The sequence below is a fragment of the Pontibacter sp. E15-1 genome, from assembly GCF_022601975.1.
Lineage (GTDB): Bacteria > Bacteroidota > Bacteroidia > Cytophagales > Hymenobacteraceae > Pontibacter.
The window spans coordinates 74,618-98,096 of record NZ_JAKVIR010000006.1 but is presented as its reverse complement, the minus strand read 5'-3'; the positions used below and the strand labels follow the sequence as shown (position 1 = coordinate 98,096).

At 54.3% G+C, this 23,479-nt stretch carries 18 protein-coding genes; 1 reads left to right on the top strand and 17 read right to left on the bottom strand.

Annotation, left to right across the window (positions count from 1 at the left end; genetic code table 11):
• Nucleotides 1-10 precede the first annotated feature (10 nt).
• Complete coding sequence (locus tag MKJ04_RS05710; protein WP_241640118.1) at nucleotides 11-652, bottom strand: NAD(P)H-dependent oxidoreductase; 642 nt, start codon at nucleotides 650-652, stop codon at nucleotides 11-13.
• Nucleotides 653-754: 102 nt separating this feature from the next.
• Between MKJ04_RS05710 and MKJ04_RS05705 the strand changes: the two genes are divergently transcribed.
• Nucleotides 755-1,651, top strand: a complete 897-nt coding sequence (locus tag MKJ04_RS05705; RefSeq protein WP_241640116.1) for a LysR family transcriptional regulator — start codon at nucleotides 755-757, stop codon at nucleotides 1,649-1,651.
• A 76-nt stretch (nucleotides 1,652-1,727) separates the two neighbouring features.
• On the opposite strand, the gene MKJ04_RS05700 is transcribed toward MKJ04_RS05705, so the two are convergent.
• The 16 genes from MKJ04_RS05700 to MKJ04_RS05625 all read right to left on the bottom strand — a co-directional run bounded on the left by MKJ04_RS05700 (nucleotide 1,728) and on the right by MKJ04_RS05625 (nucleotide 23,473).
• Complete coding sequence (locus MKJ04_RS05700) at nucleotides 1,728-2,810, bottom strand: formylglycine-generating enzyme family protein (RefSeq protein WP_241640115.1); 1,083 nt, start codon at nucleotides 2,808-2,810, stop codon at nucleotides 1,728-1,730.
• Nucleotides 2,811-2,953: 143 nt separating this feature from the next.
• Entirely contained in the window at nucleotides 2,954-4,315 is a 1,362-nt protein-coding gene (fucP, locus tag MKJ04_RS05695; protein ID WP_241640113.1) for an L-fucose:H+ symporter permease, read from the bottom strand.
• A gap of 10 nt (nucleotides 4,316-4,325) precedes the next feature.
• Nucleotides 4,326-5,345 (bottom strand): zinc-binding alcohol dehydrogenase family protein, encoded by a 1,020-nt coding sequence (locus tag MKJ04_RS05690; protein ID WP_241640110.1) that lies wholly within the window; start codon nucleotides 5,343-5,345, stop codon nucleotides 4,326-4,328.
• 16 nt (nucleotides 5,346-5,361) lie between these two features.
• Complete coding sequence (locus tag MKJ04_RS05685; protein ID WP_241640108.1) at nucleotides 5,362-6,144, bottom strand: SDR family oxidoreductase; 783 nt, start codon at nucleotides 6,142-6,144, stop codon at nucleotides 5,362-5,364.
• Nucleotides 6,122-6,982, bottom strand: a complete 861-nt coding sequence (locus tag MKJ04_RS05680) for an amidohydrolase family protein (RefSeq protein ID WP_241640106.1) — start codon at nucleotides 6,980-6,982, stop codon at nucleotides 6,122-6,124. Before MKJ04_RS05680 ends, MKJ04_RS05685 begins: the two co-directional genes overlap by 23 nt.
• 466 nt (nucleotides 6,983-7,448) lie before the next feature.
• Nucleotides 7,449-8,459 (bottom strand): class 1 fructose-bisphosphatase, encoded by a 1,011-nt coding sequence (fbp, locus tag MKJ04_RS05675; RefSeq protein ID WP_241640104.1) that lies wholly within the window; start codon nucleotides 8,457-8,459, stop codon nucleotides 7,449-7,451.
• Between the two features lie 558 nt (nucleotides 8,460-9,017).
• Nucleotides 9,018-9,533, bottom strand: coding sequence for a hypothetical protein (locus tag MKJ04_RS05670; RefSeq protein WP_241640102.1), 516 nt, complete (start codon nucleotides 9,531-9,533; stop codon nucleotides 9,018-9,020).
• Nucleotides 9,534-9,598: 65 nt separating this feature from the next.
• On the bottom strand, nucleotides 9,599-10,870 hold the full coding sequence (locus MKJ04_RS05665; RefSeq protein ID WP_241640100.1) for a sulfite oxidase: 1,272 nt from the start codon (nucleotides 10,868-10,870) through the stop codon (nucleotides 9,599-9,601).
• A 369-nt stretch (nucleotides 10,871-11,239) separates the two neighbouring features.
• Nucleotides 11,240-12,580: a BNR repeat-containing protein gene (locus tag MKJ04_RS05660; RefSeq protein WP_241640099.1), complete on the bottom strand. Its 1,341-nt coding sequence runs from the start codon at nucleotides 12,578-12,580 to the stop codon at nucleotides 11,240-11,242.
• Between the two features lie 397 nt (nucleotides 12,581-12,977).
• Nucleotides 12,978-14,198, bottom strand: coding sequence for a DUF2264 domain-containing protein (locus tag MKJ04_RS05655; protein WP_241640095.1), 1,221 nt, complete (start codon nucleotides 14,196-14,198; stop codon nucleotides 12,978-12,980).
• 238 nt (nucleotides 14,199-14,436) lie between these two features.
• Nucleotides 14,437-16,815 carry a glycoside hydrolase family 127 protein gene (locus MKJ04_RS05650; protein WP_241640091.1) on the bottom strand — a complete coding sequence of 793 codons (2,379 nt, stop codon included), beginning with the start codon at nucleotides 16,813-16,815 and terminating at the stop codon, nucleotides 14,437-14,439.
• Nucleotides 16,816-17,100: 285 nt separating this feature from the next.
• A complete protein-coding gene (locus tag MKJ04_RS05645; protein ID WP_241640089.1) occupies nucleotides 17,101-17,895 on the bottom strand; it encodes a gluconate 5-dehydrogenase in 795 nt (264 codons plus the stop codon).
• Nucleotides 17,896-17,915: 20 nt separating this feature from the next.
• Nucleotides 17,916-18,758, bottom strand: a complete 843-nt coding sequence (gene kduI / locus MKJ04_RS05640) for a 5-dehydro-4-deoxy-D-glucuronate isomerase (protein ID WP_241640087.1) — start codon at nucleotides 18,756-18,758, stop codon at nucleotides 17,916-17,918.
• A 705-nt stretch (nucleotides 18,759-19,463) separates the two neighbouring features.
• Nucleotides 19,464-20,543, bottom strand: a complete 1,080-nt coding sequence (locus MKJ04_RS05635) for a LacI family DNA-binding transcriptional regulator (protein WP_241640085.1) — start codon at nucleotides 20,541-20,543, stop codon at nucleotides 19,464-19,466.
• Nucleotides 20,544-20,976: 433 nt separating this feature from the next.
• Nucleotides 20,977-22,179: a DUF4998 domain-containing protein gene (locus tag MKJ04_RS05630; RefSeq protein WP_241640083.1), complete on the bottom strand. Its 1,203-nt coding sequence runs from the start codon at nucleotides 22,177-22,179 to the stop codon at nucleotides 20,977-20,979.
• 67 nt (nucleotides 22,180-22,246) lie between these two features.
• On the bottom strand, nucleotides 22,247-23,473 hold the full coding sequence (locus MKJ04_RS05625; protein ID WP_241640082.1) for a DUF4959 domain-containing protein: 1,227 nt from the start codon (nucleotides 23,471-23,473) through the stop codon (nucleotides 22,247-22,249).
• Nucleotides 23,474-23,479 lie beyond the last annotated feature (6 nt).

The following is a 23,479-nucleotide window of genomic DNA, read 5'->3' as shown; positions in this document are numbered from 1 at the left end:
GGTCAGGTGCTTAATGAGAATGGGAGTTAAGCAGGTCCTCTACCTGGAGTGCATCCGTGATGAAAATCCTGCTCAAGTGCTCCTGATACCGCTGCAGGTCTTTTTGAATGTCTGCGTTCTTCTCTACATCATGGAAATGAATCCCCTCCAAAGGCTCCATGCCGGTAAAGGTGTTCATCCGGTGAAAACCAAACAAAGGGCCGTCATCCACGCTGCGCTCGTTAAAGAACTCCCCCGGCAAGGTAAACGCGGTTGCCGGAGCGTTCCAGGAGGAGGTGACCATATAGCTTTTGCCCTGTAGCATGCCGCCCGTCCCATAGTTGATGTCGGGGTTTGCCGAAGAGCGGCCATCGCTTCGGTATATACCTTTCTGGTGCCCCTCGGTAAAAACCACATCAATGTATTTTTTGAGCCCGTGGGGCACCTGGAACCACCATATGGGGGTATGGTAGATCACAACGTCCGCCCATACATACTGCTCCACTTCCCGCCCGGGGTCATAGTCCTCGTTGATGTCTGTTGACCTGACCTCGAAGCCGGGACGGCTGCGGAAGAAGCTCACCGTGGCATCGAGGAGCGTCTTGTTGAACTGACCACCTGAGTGACCGAAAACCTGTCCGCCGTTGATAACAAATATTTTTTGCTTGTCCATTTTGATTACGTTTTGATTAACGGATACAAAATTACGGTGCTGCCTGCTACTATTAAAATAAGATAAATCATACCTTTGTATCATAATTATAATAGCTAGATTATGGTGAATCTGGAGTGGTTCAGGACTTTTAAGGCGATATATGAAACCGGCACCCTGACTGGGGCCGCGGAAGCCTTGTATATATCTCAGCCAGGCGTGAGCCTGCACCTGAGTTCGCTGGAAGCGCATGTGGGGCATAAGCTGTTTGACCGCACCTCCCGGAAAATGGTGTCCACAGAAAGGGGAAAGGTGCTGTACAATTATATACAGGAGGCACTCTGCAAGCTGGAAGAGGCAGAGCAGCATTTTCATAAAACCACAGAGAAGGAAAAACCGACCATCAGCATCGGCATGTGCTTTGAAACCTTCCAGTTCACTCTGGAGGCCTACCTGCCCACACTAGCCTTCAACGTTATCATCAAATTCGGCGAGTACCCGCAGATGCTGAGCGACCTGGAGAACGGCATTCTGGACCTGATCATCACGCCACAGAAAGGGGATTACAAGGGGGTGGTCTACAAGCCCTTCTTCAAAGAGAGGATTGTGGTGGTGGGTGGAGCGAAAACCCCAACGGATGAACTGGACCAGCTTTTAAAAGATAAAGACCTGGATGCTATTCAACACTGGCTGAAGCAGCAAACCTGGTATGGCACAGCCGGGGACATGGAGCACCTGAGGCGTTTCTGGCACCTGAACTTTGGGAAGCGGCCTGATTTCAAGCCGAACTACATCGTTCCTAACATGAGCTCCATCATCCGTTGCCTGAGCGCTGGACAAGGGCTCGCCGTAATCCCGGACTTCCTGTCCAAAAAAGAGCTGGCCGCCGGAAACATCAAAATCATCTGGGAAGGGTATAGCAGGATCGAGAACACCCTCTATTTCGGCACCCGAAAGAAAACCATGTATGCCGAGCAGATCGCCCAAATTGAAGAAATCTTCCTGAAAGAGATGGTATAACGATAGCTAAGCCTTAGCATAACCCGAGGCATAGCGTGCACCCGTTAACAATAAACCAGTATACGTTACAGACCGCTTACTCCAAATCCTTCACGCACCTGAAGCCGGTATGGCTGATGCCGGAGTCCTTGCTCGAGCGCATGCGCCTGGATACCCTGTAGCCACTGCAGTAACTTTCGTTGCAGAGATAAGAGCCGCCCCGGATCACAAATTTCTCGTTGTAAGGCTCCGTGGGGTCATACGACTGTCTGGGCCCGGTAGGGTCTTCTGAAATGCCGTTCACCGCGGCCTGGGCATAGGCATCCACGTGGTACTTGTCCTTGCACCACTCCCATACATTGCCCGCCATGTCGTAGAGTCCATACCCGTTGGGGGGGTATGACTTTACCGGGGCGGTGCCCTCATACCCGTCTTTTGCGTAGTTTTTGAACGGGAACATCCCCTGCCAGAAGTTGGCCTCGCCGTTTGCATCCTCTATCGGCTTGTTGCCCCAGGGGTATTTCGGGTCTTCCAGCCCGCCCATGGAGGCCCACTCCCACTCCGACTCGGTCGGCAGCCGCTTCCCGGCCCACGCGGCGTAAGCCAGGGCATCGTCGTAAGCCACGTGCACCACCGGGTGATCCATGCGGTCTTCGATGGAGCTTCCGGGCCCTTCCGGATGTTTCCAGCTCGCCCCAATGGTCCACTTCCACCATTTGGAGTAATCCCGCAGGTCTACGGGGCCAGCGGTTTGCTGGAAAACAAGCGAGCCGGCCTTCAACACGGAGTCATCCGGTTTGGGCGTGCCTGGCGGCACCTGGGTTTTCATCTCTTCCCAGTCGATGTCTTTCTCCGCGATGGTGACATACCCCGTCGCGTCCACAAACTCAGCAAACTGCGCGTTCGTCACCTCCGTCTGGTCCATGTAAAACCCCGACACCGTCACGTTGTGCCGTGGCAGCTCGTCTTTGTCGGCCTGTTCCGACTTGCCTCCCATCACAAAAGTGCCCCCCGGAATCAGGGACATGGCAGCAGGCGCGTCTGTGGAGCTGACGGCACTTTCGGTGGCATTGGCTGCGGAACTGGATTTTTCGTCGGTTTGCTGGCAGCCCGCCAAAGACAGGATTGCCAGCGCCACGCAGGCGCCCAACTTATAGGATATTGTGTGTGCTCTTTGCATCTTTCTTACTTGTTGTTTTCACGCGCAAGTCTCTCGGAGCGCATGCTGAATATATATCTATCTGGAGGCGAATACAATCACGCACTCAAATTTAACTCATTTAACCGAGAATTTGCAGCAAAACGCTTGCCGTCTCGCCCTGGCTAGAGAGCTCTGGAAGCCCTGTAGCCATATAGGCTGATGGCGACAAAGCATATGGCTGGCAGGAGAAACGAAAACTTTACGGCGGGCATGGCCAGCACCGTGCCCAGGTCGATAATTGCCCCTTGCAGCGGCGGCATCAGCGCCCCTCCCACAATCGCCATCACCAGGCCTGCCGCGCCCAGCTTCGCGTCCTCGTCATCCAGCCCGTTCAGGGCCATCCCGTAAATAGTCGGGAACATCAGCGACATGAACGCCGACACGCCAACGAGACAGTATAAACCGGTGATGCCCGGCAAGAAAACAGCCCCCAGGGATAAAACCAAGCCGCCGAAAGCAAAGTACATCAGCAGCACGCCCGGCCGGACATACTTCAGAAGGAACGTGGAGACGAAGCGGCTGCACAGGAAAATAACCATCGCGATGATGTTATAGTTCTGTGCCTCGGCCTTTGCCATACCCAGGTTTTCGGCATACTGGATGATAAAGGTCCAGCACATGATCTGTGCCCCCACATAAAACGCCTGCGCCAGCACCCCCTCGCGGTAATGCCGGATTTTAATCAGCCTTCTGAAAGAGGCCATGGCGCTGGAAGAAGCGGAGGTGGGTTCCTTTCGCTTCGGCATTCTGTAAAAGCCGATGATGGCCATCATCACCACCACCATCAGGCCGAGCATCAGGTAGGGGTTCCGGATCACCATCAGGTCGGAGGTGCGGACGGCGGCCTTCTCCACAGCATCGAGGGTGGTATAGATGAGCTCGCCCTGGCTGTTTACCCTATCCGATTGCAGGCGCGAGAGGATGAACTGCTGCGCCACAAACATCCCCATCAACGACCCGATCGGATTGAATGCCTGCGCCAGGTTCAGCCGCCTGGTGGCCGTTTTCTCCGAACCCATAGACAGGATGTATGGGTTGGCGGTGGTTTCCAGAAAGGCCAGCCCAAAGGTCAGGATATAGAGCGAGGCCAGGAAAAACCCGAACATCTCGTATTTGGCAGCGGGATAAAAAAGCATCGCGCCAGTTGCGTACAGCCCCAGGCCCAGCAGTATCCCCGATTTGTAGGAATACTTCCGGATGAACAGGGCAGCCGGAATGGCCATGGTGAAATACCCGCCGTAAAAAGCCAGCTGAATCAGCGACGCCTTGAAATTGCTGATCTCCAGCACCGTCTGGAAGGCGGCAACCATGGGGTTGGTGATGTCGTTGGCAAAGCCCCAGAGCGCAAAAAGCGATGTGACGATGACAAAAGGAACCAGGTACTTACTGCCCACCACCGCCTCGCGGCCTGGCTGCTCTTCCGCCCTGTATACATCAGCCACGGGTGCCGCCGGGCCTGTTATCGGATCATTGGTATTTTCCATATCGCTTCGTTTAGACTTCAATCATGGCCTTAATCACTTTATGCTCTGGCTTGAGCCAGTCCGGGAAGGAGTTCACCACCTCAGCAAATGGCGCCCTGTGCGTAATCCAGGGCATCGTGTCGATTTCCCCAGCCTCAATCAGCTTGATGATCTCTTCAAAATCAGCGCTGAGGGCATTGCGGCTTGCCAGCAGGGTTAGCTCTTTCTTATGAAACAGGGGGTCGTTAAAGCTCACGTCTCCCTGAAAAAGGCCGATGAACACCAGCTTCCCGCCATGGTCCGGGTACTGGAACGCGTTGTGCATGGACTGTGCGTTTCCGGTCGCGTCGAATACCACGGTAGGCAGGTGGCCGTCAAACGCCTCCCTGAGCTTCTGCTCCACGTCTCCGCCCGTGGGGTTGATGGTACCGTCAACGCCCATCGTCTCCTGGCAAAACTGCAACCTGGACTCGTTCATGTCCATCACCACCACTTTACCGCCTTTCACCTTCGCAAACTGAATGGTGGCCAGGCCGATTGGCCCCGATCCGATGACCAGGACGGTGTCCTCTTTCTTCACCTCGGCGCGGTTCACGGCATGGCAGCCGATCCCGAGGGTTTCCACCAGGGCCAGCTGGTCGTAGGAAAGCTTGCCGGAAGGGTGCAGAAACTTCGCGGGCAGGGTGATGTACTCCCGCATCCCACCGTCTTCGTGCACCCCGAACACTGAGATTTTCTCGGCGCAGTTCGTTTTCCCGCGTTGCACGGCATAGTCGTCGGAGGTATAGAAGTAGGGTTCCACAGCGCATCTGTCGCCGGGCTTCACATGGGTCACCGCGCTGCCTACCTTCACCACTTCCACGCCCAGCTCATGCCCCAGAATCCGGGGGTAGGAGAAAAAGGGCTGTTTGCCGTTAAAGGCGTGCATGTCGGTTCCGCACACCCCGATGCGGTGTACCTTCAGCAGCGCTTCGTCGGCTGCAACGTCTTCCTGCAGCGCTGTTTCCTGCAGCTGCAATTGCCCGGGTTTCGTTAAAATGATCGTCTTCATAAATTTAGCTTTGGGGTTATAAGGCTCTGTCCAGATGCACATAGCCGCCATCTACAAATAAAAACTGGCCCGTGGTGTGCGACGAGAGCCCAGAGAGCAGAAACAGCACCATGTTGGAGATTTCCTCGGGCCTCGTCATCCGGTTCTCCAGCGGGATTTTATCGGCGATGGACTTCAGTTTCTCCTCGGAATTTGGCAGGGTTTGCAGCCAGGTGTCGTAGGCGGGGGTATGGCACTCGGCAATAACCAACGCGTTTACGCGCACCTGGCTGCTGAGCAGCTCAACGGCCCACTCCCGGGTAAGCCCCAACACGCCTCCTTTCGCCGCCGCATAGCCAGAGGTGCCCCCCTGCCCGGTCATCGCCACCTTGGAGCCGATATTGACGATGCTGCCTTTAGATGCTTTCAGCAGCGGAACGGCGTATTTCGCCAGCAAAAAGTAGCTGACCAGGTTCAGCTTCAGCGAATCCATAAATGCCTCGTACGAAGCGTCGAGGCTGACGCCGTCGTTCACGCCCACGTTGTTCACCAGACCGTCAATCCGCCCGTATTTCCGGATGATCTTCTCCATTGATGCCTGGCACTGGTCGGGGTTGGTGAGGTCGGTTTGCAGGAACGACGCGTCTATACCCTGCTTTTGCAGCTCCTCCTCCATACCATACCCGCGCGCATTTCTGTCCACGATGGCCGGGATGCCGCCTTCTTTCGCGATTTCGCGCACAATCGTCTCGCCGATACTCCCCGGAATCCCGGCTCCCCCGGAAACCAAGATTACTTTATCTTTCAGATTTAAGTCCATGTAAGCTTTGGTTTATGTTGTAAAAGGCACATGCGTTGCCGCCCAGTATCTTGGCTGCGGAAAAGTTCTTTTGCCCGATTTTCTCCTCCACCAGATGCATCACGTCACTGTAGCTGTCGGCGGCCAGCAGGCACACCGGCCAGTCAGACCCCACCATCAGCCGGTCTTCCCCGAACGCGTCCAGCACCACGTCCAGAAACGGGTCAAAATCACTTTTCTCCCACTGGTGCCAGGCGGCCTCGGTTACCATGCCCGACAGTTTGCAGGACACATTCGCGTTCCTGGCCAGCTCCTGCAGCAGTGCTTTCCAGGTCTCGATCTGCTGGTTTTTTATGTCAGGCTTGGCGATGTGGTCGAGCACGAAAGGCTGCTCCGGAAACTGCCTTACAAGCTGGATGGCGGCCGGCAGCTGCCGGGGGAAAACCAACAGGTCGTAGGTCAGGTTATAGGCCGAGAGGCGGGCGATGCCCTCCGTGAATCGCTCCAGCAGCATAAAGGAATCATCCGGCTCGTCCTGCACTACATGCCGCACACCCTTAAACTTCGGGAAGGCGGCATACTGCCTTAGCTGGCTGTCCAGTTCCGCGCTCCGCAGGTCAACCCAGCCCACTACTCCTTTTATAAAGTCATTTTCGGCGGCTAACCCAAGCAGGAAATTGTTCTCCTCCAAACTTTGCCGCGCCTGCACGGCAATGCACCCCGCATACCCGGCAGCCTGCAGCTCCGGGGCCAGGTCCTGCGGCAGGAAATCCCTTCGGATGGTCCTCATTTCATCTGAGATCCAGGGAAAGTCCTGCGGGTCGTATACCCAAAAGTGCTGGTGAGAATCAAGTAACATAGCGGTTTTGCTAAAATTCACGATCTGATAAAAGCAAGTAAGCAGGAAATACCCAATGGTTCAAGGCAAACGGTTGTGCATGCTGTTGCTGCTGAAAATCAGACAGATGGACCTTTCAGTAAATTGAAAATCTTTGAGCAAAAATCCTAACCTTCTGGTAGGGGAGTCTAGAACACAGCATTGCTGCGCAGTTCTTCGGCCAAGGTGATGCTGGTATACCCTGCTGGTGGCCTTGCAGGAACTTGGAGTTGGTGAGGGGGTATGGCACGGCAGCGAAACCATACCATACGCTGTCTGCCCCGGGCGGCGCGATTGCATACCCGGGAAACATGGCATATCCCCCTAAACGAAATTACGCCATACCTCTGTTTCTTCTGGACGTGCGCCTCTGGGGCGAGCATTCAAAAGAAACAGGGGTATGGCGTAGCTTATCAATTGTGGCGATATTTTCGCCTCTTCTTCAGGCTTATTTCAAATTCGCGGACTCTTTCGCCATAAACTCCTGCACTTTGTCCACCATGTCGCGGGAGCCGATGATTAGTGGGGTGCGCTGGTGCATATCGGTTGGGGTCTTGTCGAGGATGCGCCCGGAGCCGTCGGAGGCCTTGCCGCCCGCCTGCTCCACAATCATGGCCAATGCGTTGCACTCATATACCAGGCGCAGCTTGCCGTCCGGGTAGTCAGACGTAACCGGGTAGATGTATACCCCGCCCTTGAGCAGGTTGCGGTGGAAGTCGGCTACCAGCGAGCCGATGTAGCGGCCGGTGTAACGCTGCGCCTTGCAGTGGCGGACATACGCTTGCACCCCTTCCGGGAAGCTGTCGATATTGCCCTCGTTGCAGGAGTATATACTTCCCTGCCTCGGGGTACTGATGAGCGGATGCGAAAGGAAAAACTCGCCCAGTGAGGGCTCATACGTAAAGCCGTTCACGCCGCAGCCGGTGGTATACACCAGCATGGTGGAGGAACCATAGATGATATAGCCTGCGGCCACCTGCTTCGCGCCTTTCTGCAGGCAGTCAGCCAGCGTGCCGTCGTCGCCAGCCTCAGACACTCGCCTGTACACGGAGAAGATCGTGCCGATGGCCACGTTCACGTCCACATTAGAGGAGCCGTCCAGCGGGTCGATGGCCACGATGTACTTGCCCTTGGTATTGCCCGTCTGGATCAGGTGCTTATCCTCGGCCGAGATAACGGTGCATACCTCGCCGCCGTTGCGCAGCGCCCGGATAAAGCGGATGTTGGCGATCATGTCGAGCTTCTGCTGCTCCTCGCCTCTAACGGTCTGGTGCGCATACGTGCCAGGCACGCCCAGCAGGCCTGCCCGGTTAATTTCCCGGTTCACGATCTTGGTGGCCAGAGCGATGTCGCGGAGCAACTGCGACAGCTCGCCGGTGGCATACGCGAACTCTTCCTGTTTTCTCATGATGAACCTGTCCAGCGTCGTGCCTACAGGTAGGGCTAATTGATCATCCATGTTGTTAAAAGTGTCTTCTTTTTTTGAAAAGGATAATTTGTGGCCGGACGCCTGCAAAAGCTGCGAAAATCAGCTTTGCCCTAAATGATGGGTTTTTTTTGCCTGTCGCTCCGGCTCTTACAGGTAAATGTAAGCACTCTGGGTTAGCTATCCCACAGTCTTTCTGAATTTTATTTGCCCCGGCCATACCCGGTATCCAATCCTGTGCACCTGGATTTCCTGGCAGGCACCTTCGTGCAAACAACCCTAGCCCGTATCTGGAAGTGCCTGCTGGCCAAGGCATATATAAAACCGACATCAAACGGATTTTGCGCAGTTCGGCTTGCTCATCCGGAAGGAGCAATTAATAATAATTTACCCTCCCAAATAAGGAATATCACTAACCTAAAAGGAAAGACTATACGTGATGAGCAATTGATATGGGAATCATACCTGATTTACAAAAATGTCAGTCCAGGAATGTCTCTGTAGCCATGGCTATGTTTTTCCACTTCGCTTTCTCCTGCTTCGTCGGGCGCTGAGGCGTTGGCCTAATGTAAACTTGGGAATATCAGGCTTTTACTCTTTCAGGATATACCACTCTACCTCTGTCAGCTGCTTTCTCCTTCCCATGTCATCGGGAGCGTAGTTTCTGGCCAGATAATCTAAAATCGGCTTTTCGTTTTCCCCCAAATCCCAGAGGCCCTGCGTCTGCTGCATCCAGCGGATTGTAGAGAGCCAGCCTTCGCGCGTGGCGCGCTTGTTCTTTACCAGATTCAGGGAGTGGCAGCTGATGCAGTTGTTGCGCACCAACACATACCCCTCATCGGCAATCAGGCCGGTGGGTACGTGGATGCCATCCACCACGTCACTGTCTGGAGGGGGAAGGGCCGCAGCTTCTACCGAGTCCGCCAGGGCAGCCGGATCAGATTGCGCTGTTGCCTGTCGGTTTTCCTCCTGTTTCCCCTGGCAACTAACTTCAGACAGCAGGAGCAAACAGAGCAAAGCTTGCAGCAGCCACTTTGCGCAGCCACGGCTTCTCGTAGCAAAAGCGGCCGCTGCCAAAATCACCTGGTCTCTTGATTGTTTTTTCAAATCAGCTATAATTTTTAAACTTCCGGATTCGGAATTGTTGTGTCAGCGGATGTTCAGGCTGCTTTTTAAGCAATTTGAATGGCAATCCGGTGACAGGCATTATTCAGGTAGCCACCGGGGTTCCAGGCGGGCACCACCATGGGCTGTGAGGCCCCTGCTGTGTCTGTGGCCCGCGCCCATACCTCAAAATAGCCGGTTGACGGGAATTTCACCTGTGTTTTCCAGTGTTGCCAGGCCAACCTGTTTACGGGTTTCTCCAGTTCACATTTCTGCCAGGTTGCCCCAAAGTCGGTAGAGACGTGTATTTCCTTTACCTCCAGGTCTCCGGCCCAGGCATGGCCGCGCACCTGCAGCGTTTTTTTGCCCTTCACTATGGCCCCGGTTTTAGGGTAGGTGATCAGCGACCGAACCGGCATAGATTCAATGATGCGCATGTCTTTGTCGTCCGGGGCAGGTGCTCCCGGCGGGATGGGGCGTGCGGGCACCATGTAGCTGCCCTTGTTCATTTTTGGACCGTCGTGCACCTTGTTCCGCACCACAATGCGGTCTACCCATTTGCCACTCGCCGAGGCAGGCCACCCTCCAAACACCACGCGCAGCGGGTAGCCGTGCATCTCCGGGATCGCTTTGCCGTTGATCGCCCAGGCGATCAACGATTCATCCTCCAAAGCTTTTTTAATCGGGACGCCCCGGGATATGGGCACTTTGGACGTGTCGCCGCTCAGGTGGACGTCTTTGCCATAATAGGCCACATAAACAGCGTCTGGTTTGATACCAGCAGCTTCCAAAACATCTTTCACCCGTACCCCTGTCCATTCGCTGCAGTATACAGCGCCGTTTCCCCACTGGTTGCCTTTGCCCGGCGGGCTAAACTCCGCCCGGCCGTTTCCGCCGCACTCCAGTTGCAGTTGGTATGTATAGTGCTTGAACTTAGACTGAAGCTCTGCCAGGGTGAACACTTTCTTGGTGCGCGCCGACTCCCCCTCGATGGTCAGGGTCCAGGAGGCGGCATCTACCTTGCCGGGCGGCAGGCCGTTGTTCCGGATGAAGACCCTGTCTGTGGGCGTCACCCGATCGTCCAGAAGGTGAGGCGGGGTTTCCACGTTCCACGGGCGGTCACTCAGCACAACCAGGTCAGGGTGCTTGCCCTGCATGCTGAAAGCCGCAGGCTTCAGTGAGCCCGATTGGGCCGCAGCCTGCAGCGACTTCAGATTTACTGCACTGCCGCCGAGGGCAAGGGCCAGCGTGCCCAGCAAGCCTTTGGCTAAAAATGTGCGCCTTCCTGTTGCGTCAGGAGTATGATCCGCTTTATCTTGATTGGGCGGTGTCTGTTGCATTCGGTACTCCATGGTATGGCTGACTCAAAATTAATATCCCTCTACGAAATCGCATGCTTTTATCAGATTAGCGCAACGTGTTTACTGGCTCACCGCCCACAGGGAATTTCCCTTTGCCGAAAAGTCTCACTTTTGCCTGTTTCCCAATACACAGACAATTGCCCGCAACAGCATTTCGGCTGCTTCTCTGTGTTCCAGAACAGGTATACCAGGCGCAGTAGCGCTGAACTGATTTTGCACATGATTCTACACGCCAAACTACACAAAATGCTGCAGCAATAAAAAACTAAGTAACGTTGTTTGAGTGATGGTATCGATATGGATTCTGGCAATCAGACACCCTCATGTCGCCTGCCAGGTTTTGTCCTGTTAGAAATCCAGCTTCCAGGCAACCACCTGCACGGGCTGCGGCGGCACGTTGGCCTGCCCTTCGCCATCCACCTGCTCCACGCGCTGCACAAACAGGTTCAGGATGCCTTTCTCTTTCCAGAGCTCGGTGTCGTAGCTGGGCTCCCACGCGCCCAAAGATTCCTGCGTGAGGTCCCGGATAGTCCAGGCGGGGTCAGAGAGTTTGCCGATCACCAGCGCGGAGGCCTTGTTGCCCCTTTCCTCATCCCGGAACAGCAGCAGGATGGAGGTGTCGTCGCCGGCGTTTTTCACCAGCACCTGCGGCCGCGCAATCGGGATGCGCTTGGTACCCTGCCCGCTCAAACTAAAGGGCGTTGTGCGGAAATCCAGCTCGCGTGTGTTCCACGTGTCGCCGTTGTGGTATACCAGGTGGTATTGCGGAATATCCGAATCTGCCTCGCGCCAGTACGTGGCGATAAAGGGATTCCCCTCAGCATCGGCCCCCATGGAGGTCTGGTTGATGAGCTCGCTGTTTTGTGGGATGCGCTGCGCGATTTCGGCTGCGGCCTCTGTGATGGGCAAGGTATAGGGCTCGCCTGTGGTTCGCTCCCAGGTTAGCCCCCCGTCGGAGGAGCGGGCGTAGCTCAGGTCGTGGTTGCTGGCCACATCCGGGCTCTCCCGCCATACCCACGACACATGGATGGTTCCTTTCCCGTCAATGTGGGCCTGCCAGTAAGCATTGCGCTTGCCCTCGCCACTGATCAGGTTGCTGTGCAATTGCGTCCATTGCCGGGTGTGGGTGTCGAAGCTGTTGATCACCAGGTTTCCCTGGCCGGAGCCACCGTCGCGGTAAAAGAAAAGCAGGTTGCCGTTTTTCAATCTGTAAAACTCCGGGTACGAGACCACGCCTTCGTGCTGGCCTGTCATCGGCATCTTTTCTGACAGCAGCAACGAGCCGGGCGTGAGGCTGCGGGCATAGTTCAGCTTGTTGTTGTGGTGATCCCAGGAAAGGTGCAGGTAGCCCTCGCCATCCACCATGATGCTGATGGCGTTGTGCGCATCCGAGGCGTTGCCGGTAAACTCCGTTCTTTGTATTTGCCAGGTGTCGCTGCCGCTCTTGCGTTTGGCCAGCACCACGTGGCGGTCGGCATCATACCAGGCGGCATACTGAGAACCCTTGTGCGTCACGAGCGAGTTTTTCCGGAAGACCACCGTATTCACCGAGTTGTTGGCCCAGCCGTCGGCGATGGTTGTGATGGTGGGCTGCGACAGGCGCGGGCTCGTACAGGAGGTTACGCTGAAGCATAAAAGCAGCAAGGCACACAGCAGCGTTGATACCTGTTGGCGTATCGTGTCTATCATGGGAAAATTAGTCATCAATCTGAGGCATTTCAGGGCAAGGCAGAGCTAAAAAACGTTACCATACCCTTTTGGCAGCACGCTTTAAGAACAGCTGTTGCTGACGTTCGGCTTGTTATCTGTGTAGAGGCGTGTTTCGCTACCTTTGGACGGACGAGGCTGGAAATTTGCAATATTTTTCTAACCGACCCTGACGACCCGCCTGTTTCACCCAGGACACGTGTTATGTTCCGCTATCTGCGGTATAAATTGGGTTCGCAAAAAACGCATAACTGGTTCATGATGATGTATTTATACCGTGGCCTCGTTTGTCAAAATTCTTTCACTTTGTTCCGGCACGCTACTGCACGGGGCCCGGTTTCAGGGCAACAAAGGATCAGGATGCTGCCGCGGCTCCGGCTTAGTGCAGGTGCAGCGCGTGGTCTGCCGGAAAATCCTGCCCGGCCCAGGCTTTCACGGCCGTCCAGGGGGCTGGCGGCGCCGACCAGAACGTGTCTGTTTCGGGGAGGCCGAGCGGCAGGAAAACAGCGGCGCAGAGGTATAAACTTCCGGTGGTGATATAAAAATCGGCGGCATCCGGCTGATAGCCATACAACCCGATCTGCAACCAGCCATCCTTGGTGAAAGTGGACGGCGCATCCAGTGTCTTGTGTAGCACGGCAGTCAGCGCGCTGCGTACCTGCGCAGGTTTTAAGGACTCCGGCAACTGCTGCCGGGCGGCCATGTCGGCGAGGTGGTGAAAGGCCCCGCCCCGGTAGGCGATGGACCGGCCAAGCACAGGGTATGATCCGTCGGTGTTGATCAGGCGCTCCTGTATCTCGGCGTAGCGCTTGCTGATCTGACCGAACGTGGGGGAATAGCTCTTGTAGCGGTTATTCTGCTTTCCGGCCACGTCCAGCATCACGGCCAGATAAGGCTGGATCACATAGCTGTTGTAGTAGTCCAGCGCGAAGTTGTTCCCATCCGAGTACATGCCATCGCCCGCATACCAGTGCTCCGAGAACTCCCGGATGCCAAACTCTACCCGCACAGGGTCATAGTCCAGGCCGTAGTTGGCAAAGAACGCCTCGATCATACCGGAGAACAGGATCCAGTTGCTGTATACCGGCACGGTGCTCCGGGTGGTTAAAAAAGCCGTAACCACCTGCTCCTGCACCTGCTTGTCGAGGTGCTCCCACAGCCAGGGCGACTTGATCAGGCCCAGAGCCAGAAACGAGGCGTCTACCAGCGGCTGTCCGCCGTCCCAGCGCATATAGTCTTTGGCAGCGGGGTTCACGGCGTTGGCCACCGCTTTCAGGGCCCACTGGCGGTACTGGTCGCGCAGGGCCACTTCCTCCTTCGAGCCGCCTTCCAGATTCAGCCAGGGTCCGATGCCGCTCATCACGCGGCCAAAAGCCTCCAGATAAGCCACCTGCGTCCGCGATTCTTTGTTATCGATCCGGTCTGAGAGGGCTACTGGCATTTTCTCCTTCAGCTGATCTGCCGCCAGGTTTTCCAGCACAGGCCGCGCCACTTTGTCCATGTGCTGCAGCCATACCTCCCGGTCGGATTTCGTGGTTTGCTTTTTTCGCTGCGCCGATGCCGGGTGGAGCATTATACTTTGCAGGCAGAGAAAGAGCATCAGACAGTATGTTCGGGTGGCTGGGGTTAGCCGTGGTCTATATTTCCTTATCATCGTATGGTTATTGTGTTGCGCTTAAAACTCAAGCTAAACAAAAAATCTCCAAAGCGCATCCTTTAGAGACACGCTTTGGAGAAATGGGTATACCGTATTTTTTCAGAATTTTCACGGTCTTCACCTGGGTGGCGTTGATGGTGCAAAGCAAAAGAGGCAGCCTCTTTCAGGATTATATATAGTCTTATTTCATCAACCGCACTTCGTATATACCGCCTGCCACGGAGCCTTTGTGCGCGACGAACTTCACCTGCAGCATCTTGCTTTTTTTGGCAAGCAGGCTTTCTGGCAAGGTATAATCCTCCTCAAAAAACTGGTCCCCGTGGGAGCCGTCCAATGTCACGGTTTTGAGCAGGGTGCCGTTCACCAGGATGTCAAACGTGCGGTCTTTGTCGAGGCCAAAGTATGTGACGCGCAACTTCCGTGCTTCTTGACTGGCATCCCTCAGGTCGTAGCTGAACCAGCCGCTGGCATGCCGCCAGTGGCGGTCGCGGTATACCCCAGATTCGGTTTTGTCGCCTTTGTAGTTGTGGTCCGACTCCGGTTGCTGCTCGCCGGGGGCCACCTGGTCCACGGTCATGCTTTCCAGCGCCATTCTGGCGGCCTCTCTCTCATGCAACGCCGCCTTGCGGGCCTCCATCTCCTCGGGGCTCGCCACCGGCCAGTACAGCATGTAGCGGGCGTCGTGTACCTGGAAGAAGGGCACCAGTTCTACGTTTTTATACCTGTCGGATGCGATGAGGCTGGAGGCGGTAAAGGTAAGCGGCTTGCCTGCCACCGGCTTTATACCCGCTGCCAGGTCTTGTTTGTCTGTAACCAGCACCGGCGCTTCCTCCACAGGGTACAGGGGGCCGTTGGCAATATGCCCCATACGGCTTCCATCGGCAACCAAACCCTGCAGATCGGTGGTGTCGGTGACGGCGGCCAGCACAATGGGGCCATGCACAAACGACACCCACCGCGAGTTATCGGGCAGGTACTCAGCCTTCGTCTCCATTGGCAGCGACACGGTTACCACATCGCCTGAGCGCCACTTCCGCTCCACGGTTACGTAGGCCGCTGCGTTGTCCTGCGCCTTCACCTCCTTATTGTTCACGCGCACTGCCATACCTCCCGGCTTTACCCAGGCGGGGCGGCGGATGGAGAGGGCGAACTTTTGCGGTTTCTTCAGCTTCAGCAGCAGCTTTGTGGCTTCCTCAAACGGAAACCGCGTCTGCTGGGTCACCTCGAGCCCCTGCGCCTCCCAGTTCAGGGTGGAGGGGATGAACAGGTTCACGAACAGGTTTTGGTCCTGATGGGCGTATATGAGCTCGCCATACTTGCCGTGGTTCTCCAGCCCCGAGCCCACACAGCACCAGAAGCCCTCCTCCGGCTGCGAGTATACCCGGTAATGCCGTGGCCGCATCGGTGTGAAGTACACGAAGCCGCCCCGCGTGGGGTGCTGCGACGAGAGAATATGGTTGTAGAGGCCGCGCTCGTAGTAGTCGAGGTAGTCGGTGGAGGCGCTGGAGAGGTATAACTGTTTCGACAGCTTCAGCATATTGTAGGTGTTGCAGGTCTCCGGCCCCTCCTTCGACTCGACCATCGACGAGAAGTTATCCGCCGGATGGAAATGCTCCCGCACGCTGTTGCCCCCGATAGATACCGTGCGGTTGTTCACCACCGTGCCCCAGAAGAAGTCCGCCGCCGCTGCCCACGCGGGGTCGCCGGCCACCTCGGCCACCCGCTTGTAGCCGATCACCTTCGGGATTTGCGTGTTGGCGTGCATGCCGTTCAGCACGTCTTTTTCGGCCAGCAGCGGGTCCAGCACCGAGCGGTGCGAGAAGCGGCGTGCCAGCTCCAGGTACTTCTGGTCGCCGGTGATGGCGGCCACGTCGGCAAACACCTCGTTCATACCCCCGTGCTCGCTGCGCAGCATGTCCTGCATCTGCGCGTCCGTCAGGTTGTGGGTGAGCCTGATGCTCCAGTCCGACAGCTTTACGAGCATGTCCTTGGCCTTTTCGTTGCCGGCTATCAGGTAGGCATCGCGCAGCCCGGCGTACAATTTGTGGATGTTATACCAGGGCACCCATTTGCCGTTGAGCGAGAACGACTCCGCCTGCACGTTGCCGTTGGCAATTTCCTGCCACATGGCCTCGCCCCCCGGCACGCCCCCGATGTATCCGTTTCCGTTTTTCTGCTGGCATCGCTCCAACTGATCGACCATATAGGTGAGTCGCTGCTGCAGTTCCGTGTTCCCCGTGGCGGCATACATCAGCGAGAGGGCCGTGAGGTAGTGCCCGCCAATATGCCCGTCCAGCCCGGTGTTTTCCCAGTTGCCGTAGTTTTTGGCATTGGGCTGCAAACCCGCCTCCTGCAGGTAGGGAGCCAGCAGCCTGTCCGGGTCCAGGGCCAGGATGTATTTCATATCCGTCTGCTGCGCCTGCCGGAAAGGGCTCTCCAGCAGCTGCACCGACGAAAGCGGGAAGCTTTCCAGGGTATGGTTCTGGGCAAGCCCAAAAAAAGGTGCCAAAGCGCAGCACAGCAGGCTCAGGGTTTTATACAGGAAGTCGGGCTTTTTCATTGATAAACAGGTATAAAATCTGGTGCGCTCTACACAATCACAGTATAGAAAAGCATCAGGTAAAAGATCACACTAGCAATAAGTGTATAATATACACAAAATAAAAGAAAAGCCAAACAGTGCGTTTGGCTCCTCATTGTGTACATGATGAAACATTAATGATCTTTATAAAGATGCTACCTAACATTCGGCATGGTATGGCTCCTGTCAGCCATACATACTTATACAGTATTCCTATTGGTATAAGAGCAGGCAAAGCCTGTCTGAAAAACCCGATGCCAGTCTTTACCCCTCGCCGTGCGGCTTGCCAATGGTAGCCAGAATGCCGCCATCAACATACAGGATCTGGCCGTTCACGAAATCGCTGGCGCGCGAGGCCAGAAACACCGTGGCGCCGCCCAACTCGTCTGGGTCGCCCCATTTGCCAGCCGGCGTCCTGTTGAGGATAAACTCGTTGAAAGCGTTCCCCTCCACGCGCAGGGGCGCGGTCTGGCTGGTGGCAAAGTAACCCGGCCCGATTCCGTTTACCTGAATGTTGAACTTCGCCCACTCCGTAGCCATGTTCTTCGTCAACATTTTCAGGCCTCCTTTGGCAGCTGCATAAGCCCCCACGTTCTGGCGGCCCAGCTCGCTCATCATCGAGCAAACGTTGATGATCTTGCCCTCTCGGCGCTCGATCATACCCCGCACCACGGCCTGCGACACAATAAAGGGGGAGGTCAGGTCCACATCGATGACCTGCTGCCAGTCTGCCAGCTCCATGTCTACCAGCGGGGTGCGCTTGATGATGCCGGCGTTGTTGACCAGGATATCCACCGGGCCGATCTCCTGAGTGATGGTTGCCACCTCGGCCCGCACCTGCTGCTGGTCTGTCACGTCGCACATAAAGCCGTGGGCTTTGATGCCCTCTGCCTCGTAATATTTCACGGCTTGGTCCAGTTTCTCGCGGGAGGAGTTGCCGTTGACCACCACCGTGGCCCCGGCTTGCCCCAATGCCTTGGCCATGGCCATACCCAACCCGTGCGTGCCGCCGGTTACCCAGGCGATTTTTCCTGTGAGATCAAATTGCTGTAATATCATATTCTGCTTTTGTCTGATGCCTATCTTAAGTCTGTTACTTTGCAGCCGTCCATGTCGCTGTAGTCCAGGTTTTCGCCGGCCATACCCCAGATAAAGGTATAGTTGGTGGTACCTGCGCCGGAATGGATAGACCAGGGCGGGGAAATCACGGCCTGCTCGTTCTGCATCCAGATATGTCGCGTTTCGGAGGGTGGCCCCATAAAATGGCACACCGACTGCTCCGCTGCCACATCGAAGTAGAGGTATACCTCCATCCGGCGGTCGTGGGTATGGGCTGGCATGGTGTTCCAGACGCTGCCACTCTGGAGCTCCGTCATTCCCATCTGCAGCTGGCAGGTCTCGATCACGCCCGCTACCAGCAGCTTGGTGATGGTGCGCTGGTTCGAGGTTTCCGGACTGCCGAGCTGCACGACTTCGGCCTGCTCACGCGTCACCTTTTTGGCCGGGTATGCGTGGTGCGCAGGTGCCGAGTTGATATAGAACTTGGCTGGATTCTGGGCATCCTCACTCACGAAAACCACTTCTTTTGTGCCGCGCCCGAGGTATAGCGCTTCTTTGTTCTGGAGGGTATGGTATGCGCCATCGGCCTGCACCGTGCCGGTACCGCCGATGTTGATGATGCCCATCTCGCGCCGCTCCAGAAAGTAAGATGCCTTGAGGCTATCCATAGTCTCCAGGGCCACTGGCTCGCCCACCGGCATTGCCCCCCCGGCGATATAGCGGTCATACATCGTATAAGTGAGGCTCACGCGGCCAGGCACAAACACCTCCTCAATCAGGAAATTCTCCCGCAAGGCGGCTGTGTCCATTTGTTTGGTTTCGGCTGCGCTCACGGCGTAGCGGGTGTTGTTTTCGTTGTTCATTGGTTGTTCTGTTAATGATAAAAGACTCCTGCAAACGATTGCATATAGTGTTAAAAAAATACCTTAGAAAGCGTTCGCCAAACGTGGCTATTCAAAACCTGCAAACGTTTGCATACTACAGTCAGAATAAATTTTTCTGTTCCCTACCGTTATGCGTAAGGCTGTTTTGAATAATGCATCATACCTCGTTATGGAAATGCGTTTTTGCCGAAAAGTGCTTCCTTTTAAAGGAAAACTGTTGATTATCTGAAGCTTTGGCTCTTTAAAATTATAAAATGTTTTTTGACACCAAATAATTTTACCGACTTTTTCCAAAAAATTAAACGAGTATACACTCATTTTTCCCTTGGCTGCAGTTACAAAGCACATGGGTGGCAAAAGCATTCTGTTCCTCCGAATGACTCAGTTCTACCCTGTTTTGCTGCTTTATAGTACCACTAGCAGTATTTACACTTTGGCCCCGCTCATCCGGAAGAAGCAAAAAACACCCCACCCCTCTCAAGAAGGAAATTTCACTTAAGTCACTTAAGTATGAATGCGTGTTATGCGTGCTTAGGTGTTGATATCGGTATAAGTGCATTATAATAAAAATCTGAGGGATATCAAAGCCATGCTAACGGATCCTTACAGCAACTCGGGACAAGATCGGTGCATTCTCATCGCCTGTTAAGCGGCTGTCTGTCGTTTCGATCTGTTCTGTTTGGGCTACTGTGCTGACGAGTCCATATCCTCACCGCTTTCGGCAACAGCGCCCACGCCTGCCCTCCTGCTCGACTCACGCGCAATCAACTTTACCGGTGTGTTTAGCGAGATGTAGCGGCCTTGTTGCGTGATTTTGTTCTGAAGCAGGTCCATCATTAACATAGTAGCCTTTTCGCCCATTTCATAAGGGAACTGCTCTACCGACGTGATAGACGGTGTGATGATTTCAGCGCGGGGATCATTGGAGTAGCCTGCCACGAGCAGGTCCTCCGGGATGCGTAGCTGATGCTGCTTGGCAGTCTTTACAACAGCAATGGCGGCCGTGTCGTTGCAGGCAAAAACGGCATCTGGCAATGCAGTCCCAGACAAGATCGCCTCACTGGATTTTAGTGCATTTTCTTTTGTCAGCTCATGAGAGTATACAAGGCTCTGGTCAAACGGCACGGCATATTCTTTCAGCGCGGCCAGATAGCCGTTATACCTGTCCTGGTATATTCTGCATGTCAGGGGCCCGCTGAGCAGGGCGATTCGGCGGCAGCCTTGCTGCAACAGGTGCAGGGTTGCCGCATACCCCCCTGCATAATCATCGCCCAGCACCACATGGGCCGGATAGTTCTGGGGTACCCTGTCATAAAAAACGAGCGGGATATTGCTCTTCGCAAAAATATCGAAGGCCGAAAAATCATTGGTATACAGCGTGGTGGAAACAATTAGCCCAGCTACCCTGGAGGCGTACAGCGCGTTAACCAGCTCCCGCTCCATCTCCGGCGAGTCGTTCGACTGGCAGATCATGAGGTTATAGCCGTATCCGTGCAGCTTGTTCTGGATAGCCGTAGCCACCGTGGACGGGAAGTACTGCGACAACCGTGGGAGGATCAGGCCGATGGTGTTCGATTTGCTGTTGCGCAGGCTTGAGGCCAGGGCATTATGCCGGTAATCATGCTTTTGCACCAGCTCGCGCACCCTAATCTTGGTTTCGTCGCTGATGTGGGGATGATCGCTAAGCGCCCTGGAAACGGTGGAGGCAGACACGCCCAACGCCTGCGCTATATCTTTAATCGTGTACTGCGGCTGTCTGCTCATGCTGTCAACTGTTCGGGGCGGCTAGCCTGGGCCTGTCAGGCTTACCTCATCCAAGGTACGTATTTATGCCGTTATCAAATAGACTCTGCGCATGTGGAAGCGTTTGTGCAGAACAACCCACCCCAGCGCCTTTCAATAGGCTAATTGCACTAATGAAAGGCAGGGCTGGATGCGCTCATCAATTGATAGTGGTATTATAGCTTACTTCTACATAGGCGCAGTTCCTAAGCTTAGAGCATGTTTAAATTTCATTTTTGGAAGCGAAAAATGTTCAGGAAGGGTTCTGACGAGGCGTTTTTTGAGCCGCATAGCAGCGCTATGGGGCAATAAAAAGGTGAAGTCAGGTTCCTTGATGGACGTTTTGTAGCCCAAAAGATGAATTTTAAACATGCTCTTACTCAATAAGCAGGTGCAATGCTATATTGGCCAATTATTAGTTCTGATAAAAGTCAAAGGCCCGGATGTTACAGAATCTGCCTGGCGTGTCCCCTGGTTGTGTGGTCAAAAAGCCCATACTAACCAACGATGTCTCCGTAAGGGTGAATTTCACGTGAAGCTCACCAACAGGTTTTCCTTCAACTACTTTTACATACCCTATAGCAGTAGTTACCAGTTCCACATCAGGCAATGTATTTCCAAGCGCGACAACCAGGTAGGCATTATCATCCTGCGTTAAGTTCGTATTCATTAGATCAGAAATTTCGAAGGTATACGTACCGGGTTCCAACTCAAGGCTCTGGTATACTTTGCCATTTATGATGGCAGGTGCTCCCCAACCTGATTCCAGGTTAAAGATGTTGCCATTCCAATCATCCCAACCCCCATGTCCGCCAGCGTGTATTTTCGCGGCATCGTTGGTTATCCAATCGGCCAGCGTACCCCACCTGTCCTTTCTGGAGGCTGCGATAAAGGGCACTCTGTTGTTTTTAAGCCTTGGGATGAATTTGATCTCATAATTTTTGTAAGCGACTGCAAATGTATCAATGCTGGACTCTTCAGGTTTGAAGATGGTTCTGTACTTGATTTGTGTCGTAGTGCTCAGTCCTTCAAGTCTTGTGCTGGCTTCGGAAATAGGGATGATCATATGCTTTGTCTCCCCATTCAACGCATATTCAAGCTCGGTATACTGAGGTCCGGTAGACAAATCCATGGCCTCCCAATTAATAGTGACGCCATCCGCATCGAAATTAACCAAGGAAACAAGACGGTTGTTTATCTTTCTTCGGTAAGCACTTCCGAAAGAGGTGCCTACCGCGTTTACGGCAACTGAGCGATTTCCGGCACCATCATAATTGTATATCACAAAGCTTTTCACGCCTTCGTCCACAGCAAATGTTTTCTCAAAAATAGCCCCCTTCGACACCTCCTCAGTCTGAAACTCAATAGAATCCTTGTAGTCGTTCCAGTAAATCTTTGTCATCCTGATTTTGGGATCGGCGTTAAACTCTCCCCGGAGCATTACGCGGCCTTTACCTGAAAACACCTCTACCGAGTCCAGCTTACCGGTATAAACGATCTCCCCATCTTTGGTGTATTCTTTAAAGTCGTCCCACTTCGAGCAGGAAAATTGGGTAACAGAGCACAGCAACACGATTACTGCTATGCCTAGCTTATGTATATTAGAAATTATTCTCATGATATGTTGTTTTTAGCCGTTGCTGCTGCACCCGTCGGTTGCCAGGTATAGCAGGAAATGATTTTACCTAGTCGCGTGTATCGCCATACACCGATAACTCATTGATACTTTGGGCTGTACCGCCTGCAAAGTTTTCGAGGCATCTGATTCTGATGTATCTCACTTTCGGCGCGTCCAGGTCCAGTTCCCAGTTAAAACCGGCAGCGCCTCTCTGCCTGTCTTCTGGCGTGTCCTGCCCGTAGGGGGTGCCAGACTGTTTCACCACTTCGTAAGACCCCAGTAATACCCAGCTTTCGTCCAGAGCGCCGCTTAGCGATGGGTTTTCCGAACCATACACCTCAAACTTTTTCATGGTGGTCAGGTAATAGAATTGTTCTGTCGGTACCCATTCCGGGAAAGCACGAATCCAGAGCCGGCTTAGCTTCGATAGTCTACCGGTGTCGAAGGTGATCATGTGGGGATCGCTCCCTCCTGTAAACTGGTTTGTAAAGCTTACCCATGGCCATCCTAAACGCCCATCCCAGGCATATTCCAGACGGGCACCATTGGTTACCTGCGGTGCATCTCCCGGTAAAACCAAAGCCCTGAATGCGGACTTGGGAAGCTCCGCCTCAAACAAAGGTTTTATAGTATGTGTGCTTGTGTCGGTTGAATTCCCCCATTTGTCCTTTACAAACACTTTGAACTCATGGGTTAGCGTGTCCATGCCTCTTATCTTGGAGAGAATGTTTTTTGTGGAGGTAAACACACTTTTCTGGTTGTCTACTTCAAACTCTCTAAAAACATTCTTTTTCATGATGATGATGGAAACGTTGTCTGCATCAGTGTTCGCGGCAGACAAATTATAGCCACCAAAAGCATTCGCAATCTGGAGGCTTTTGAACACCTTCCAGATAGGCGCCTCCAGAGGTTTAACGGTGACGGAAACAGGCTCAGAAGAAACATTGCTCCGGCTAACGGCATAAATCTTTACCTCATGCGCAACGGTATCAGCAAAACCCTCTACCAGGATGCTGTTGCTGTAATAAGAAGAGGTTACTTCGTTTGACTTACCCGAAGCAAGTTCATACACAGCCTTCACGTATAGCAGGTCTTTTACGTCGGGCAGTGAGTAGGTGATTTTCGCTTTGCCTGCCATGTTTTCCACACCTACGTTTGTTACCTTGCCCGGAACGGTCGTATCCGTACCTATGGGCTCTCTAAACTCCAGATCGTCCTCACAGGAAACCATCGCTGTTGTTGCCAGTATTCCCAGACACAGGAACAACGCTGTTTTTATATTTCGTAGATTCATTTTCTT

Excerpts from the sequence above, each read along its gene's own strand:
- MKJ04_RS05710 (WP_241640118.1), bottom strand. The coding sequence starts at position 652 with ATGGACAAGCAAAAAATATTTGTTATCAACGGCGGACAGGTTTTCGGT.
- MKJ04_RS05705 (WP_241640116.1), top strand. The coding sequence starts at position 755 with ATGGTGAATCTGGAGTGGTTCAGGACTTTTAAGGCGATATATGAAACC.
- MKJ04_RS05700 (WP_241640115.1), bottom strand. The coding sequence starts at position 2,810 with ATGCAAAGAGCACACACAATATCCTATAAGTTGGGCGCCTGCGTGGCG.
- fucP (WP_241640113.1), bottom strand. The coding sequence starts at position 4,315 with ATGGAAAATACCAATGATCCGATAACAGGCCCGGCGGCACCCGTGGCT.
- MKJ04_RS05690 (WP_241640110.1), bottom strand. The coding sequence starts at position 5,345 with ATGAAGACGATCATTTTAACGAAACCCGGGCAATTGCAGCTGCAGGAA.
- MKJ04_RS05685 (WP_241640108.1), bottom strand. The coding sequence starts at position 6,144 with ATGGACTTAAATCTGAAAGATAAAGTAATCTTGGTTTCCGGGGGAGCC.
- MKJ04_RS05680 (WP_241640106.1), bottom strand. The coding sequence starts at position 6,982 with ATGTTACTTGATTCTCACCAGCACTTTTGGGTATACGACCCGCAGGAC.
- fbp (WP_241640104.1), bottom strand. The coding sequence starts at position 8,459 with ATGGATGATCAATTAGCCCTACCTGTAGGCACGACGCTGGACAGGTTC.
- MKJ04_RS05665 (WP_241640100.1), bottom strand. The coding sequence starts at position 10,870 with ATGCAACAGACACCGCCCAATCAAGATAAAGCGGATCATACTCCTGAC.
- MKJ04_RS05660 (WP_241640099.1), bottom strand. The coding sequence starts at position 12,580 with ATGATAGACACGATACGCCAACAGGTATCAACGCTGCTGTGTGCCTTG.
- MKJ04_RS05655 (WP_241640095.1), bottom strand. The coding sequence starts at position 14,198 with ATGCTCTTTCTCTGCCTGCAAAGTATAATGCTCCACCCGGCATCGGCG.
- MKJ04_RS05650 (WP_241640091.1), bottom strand. The coding sequence starts at position 16,815 with ATGAAAAAGCCCGACTTCCTGTATAAAACCCTGAGCCTGCTGTGCTGC.
- MKJ04_RS05645 (WP_241640089.1), bottom strand. The coding sequence starts at position 17,895 with ATGATATTACAGCAATTTGATCTCACAGGAAAAATCGCCTGGGTAACC.
- kduI (WP_241640087.1), bottom strand. The coding sequence starts at position 18,758 with ATGAACAACGAAAACAACACCCGCTACGCCGTGAGCGCAGCCGAAACC.
- MKJ04_RS05635 (WP_241640085.1), bottom strand. The coding sequence starts at position 20,543 with ATGAGCAGACAGCCGCAGTACACGATTAAAGATATAGCGCAGGCGTTG.
- MKJ04_RS05630 (WP_241640083.1), bottom strand. The coding sequence starts at position 22,179 with ATGAGAATAATTTCTAATATACATAAGCTAGGCATAGCAGTAATCGTG.
- MKJ04_RS05625 (WP_241640082.1), bottom strand. The coding sequence starts at position 23,473 with ATGAATCTACGAAATATAAAAACAGCGTTGTTCCTGTGTCTGGGAATA.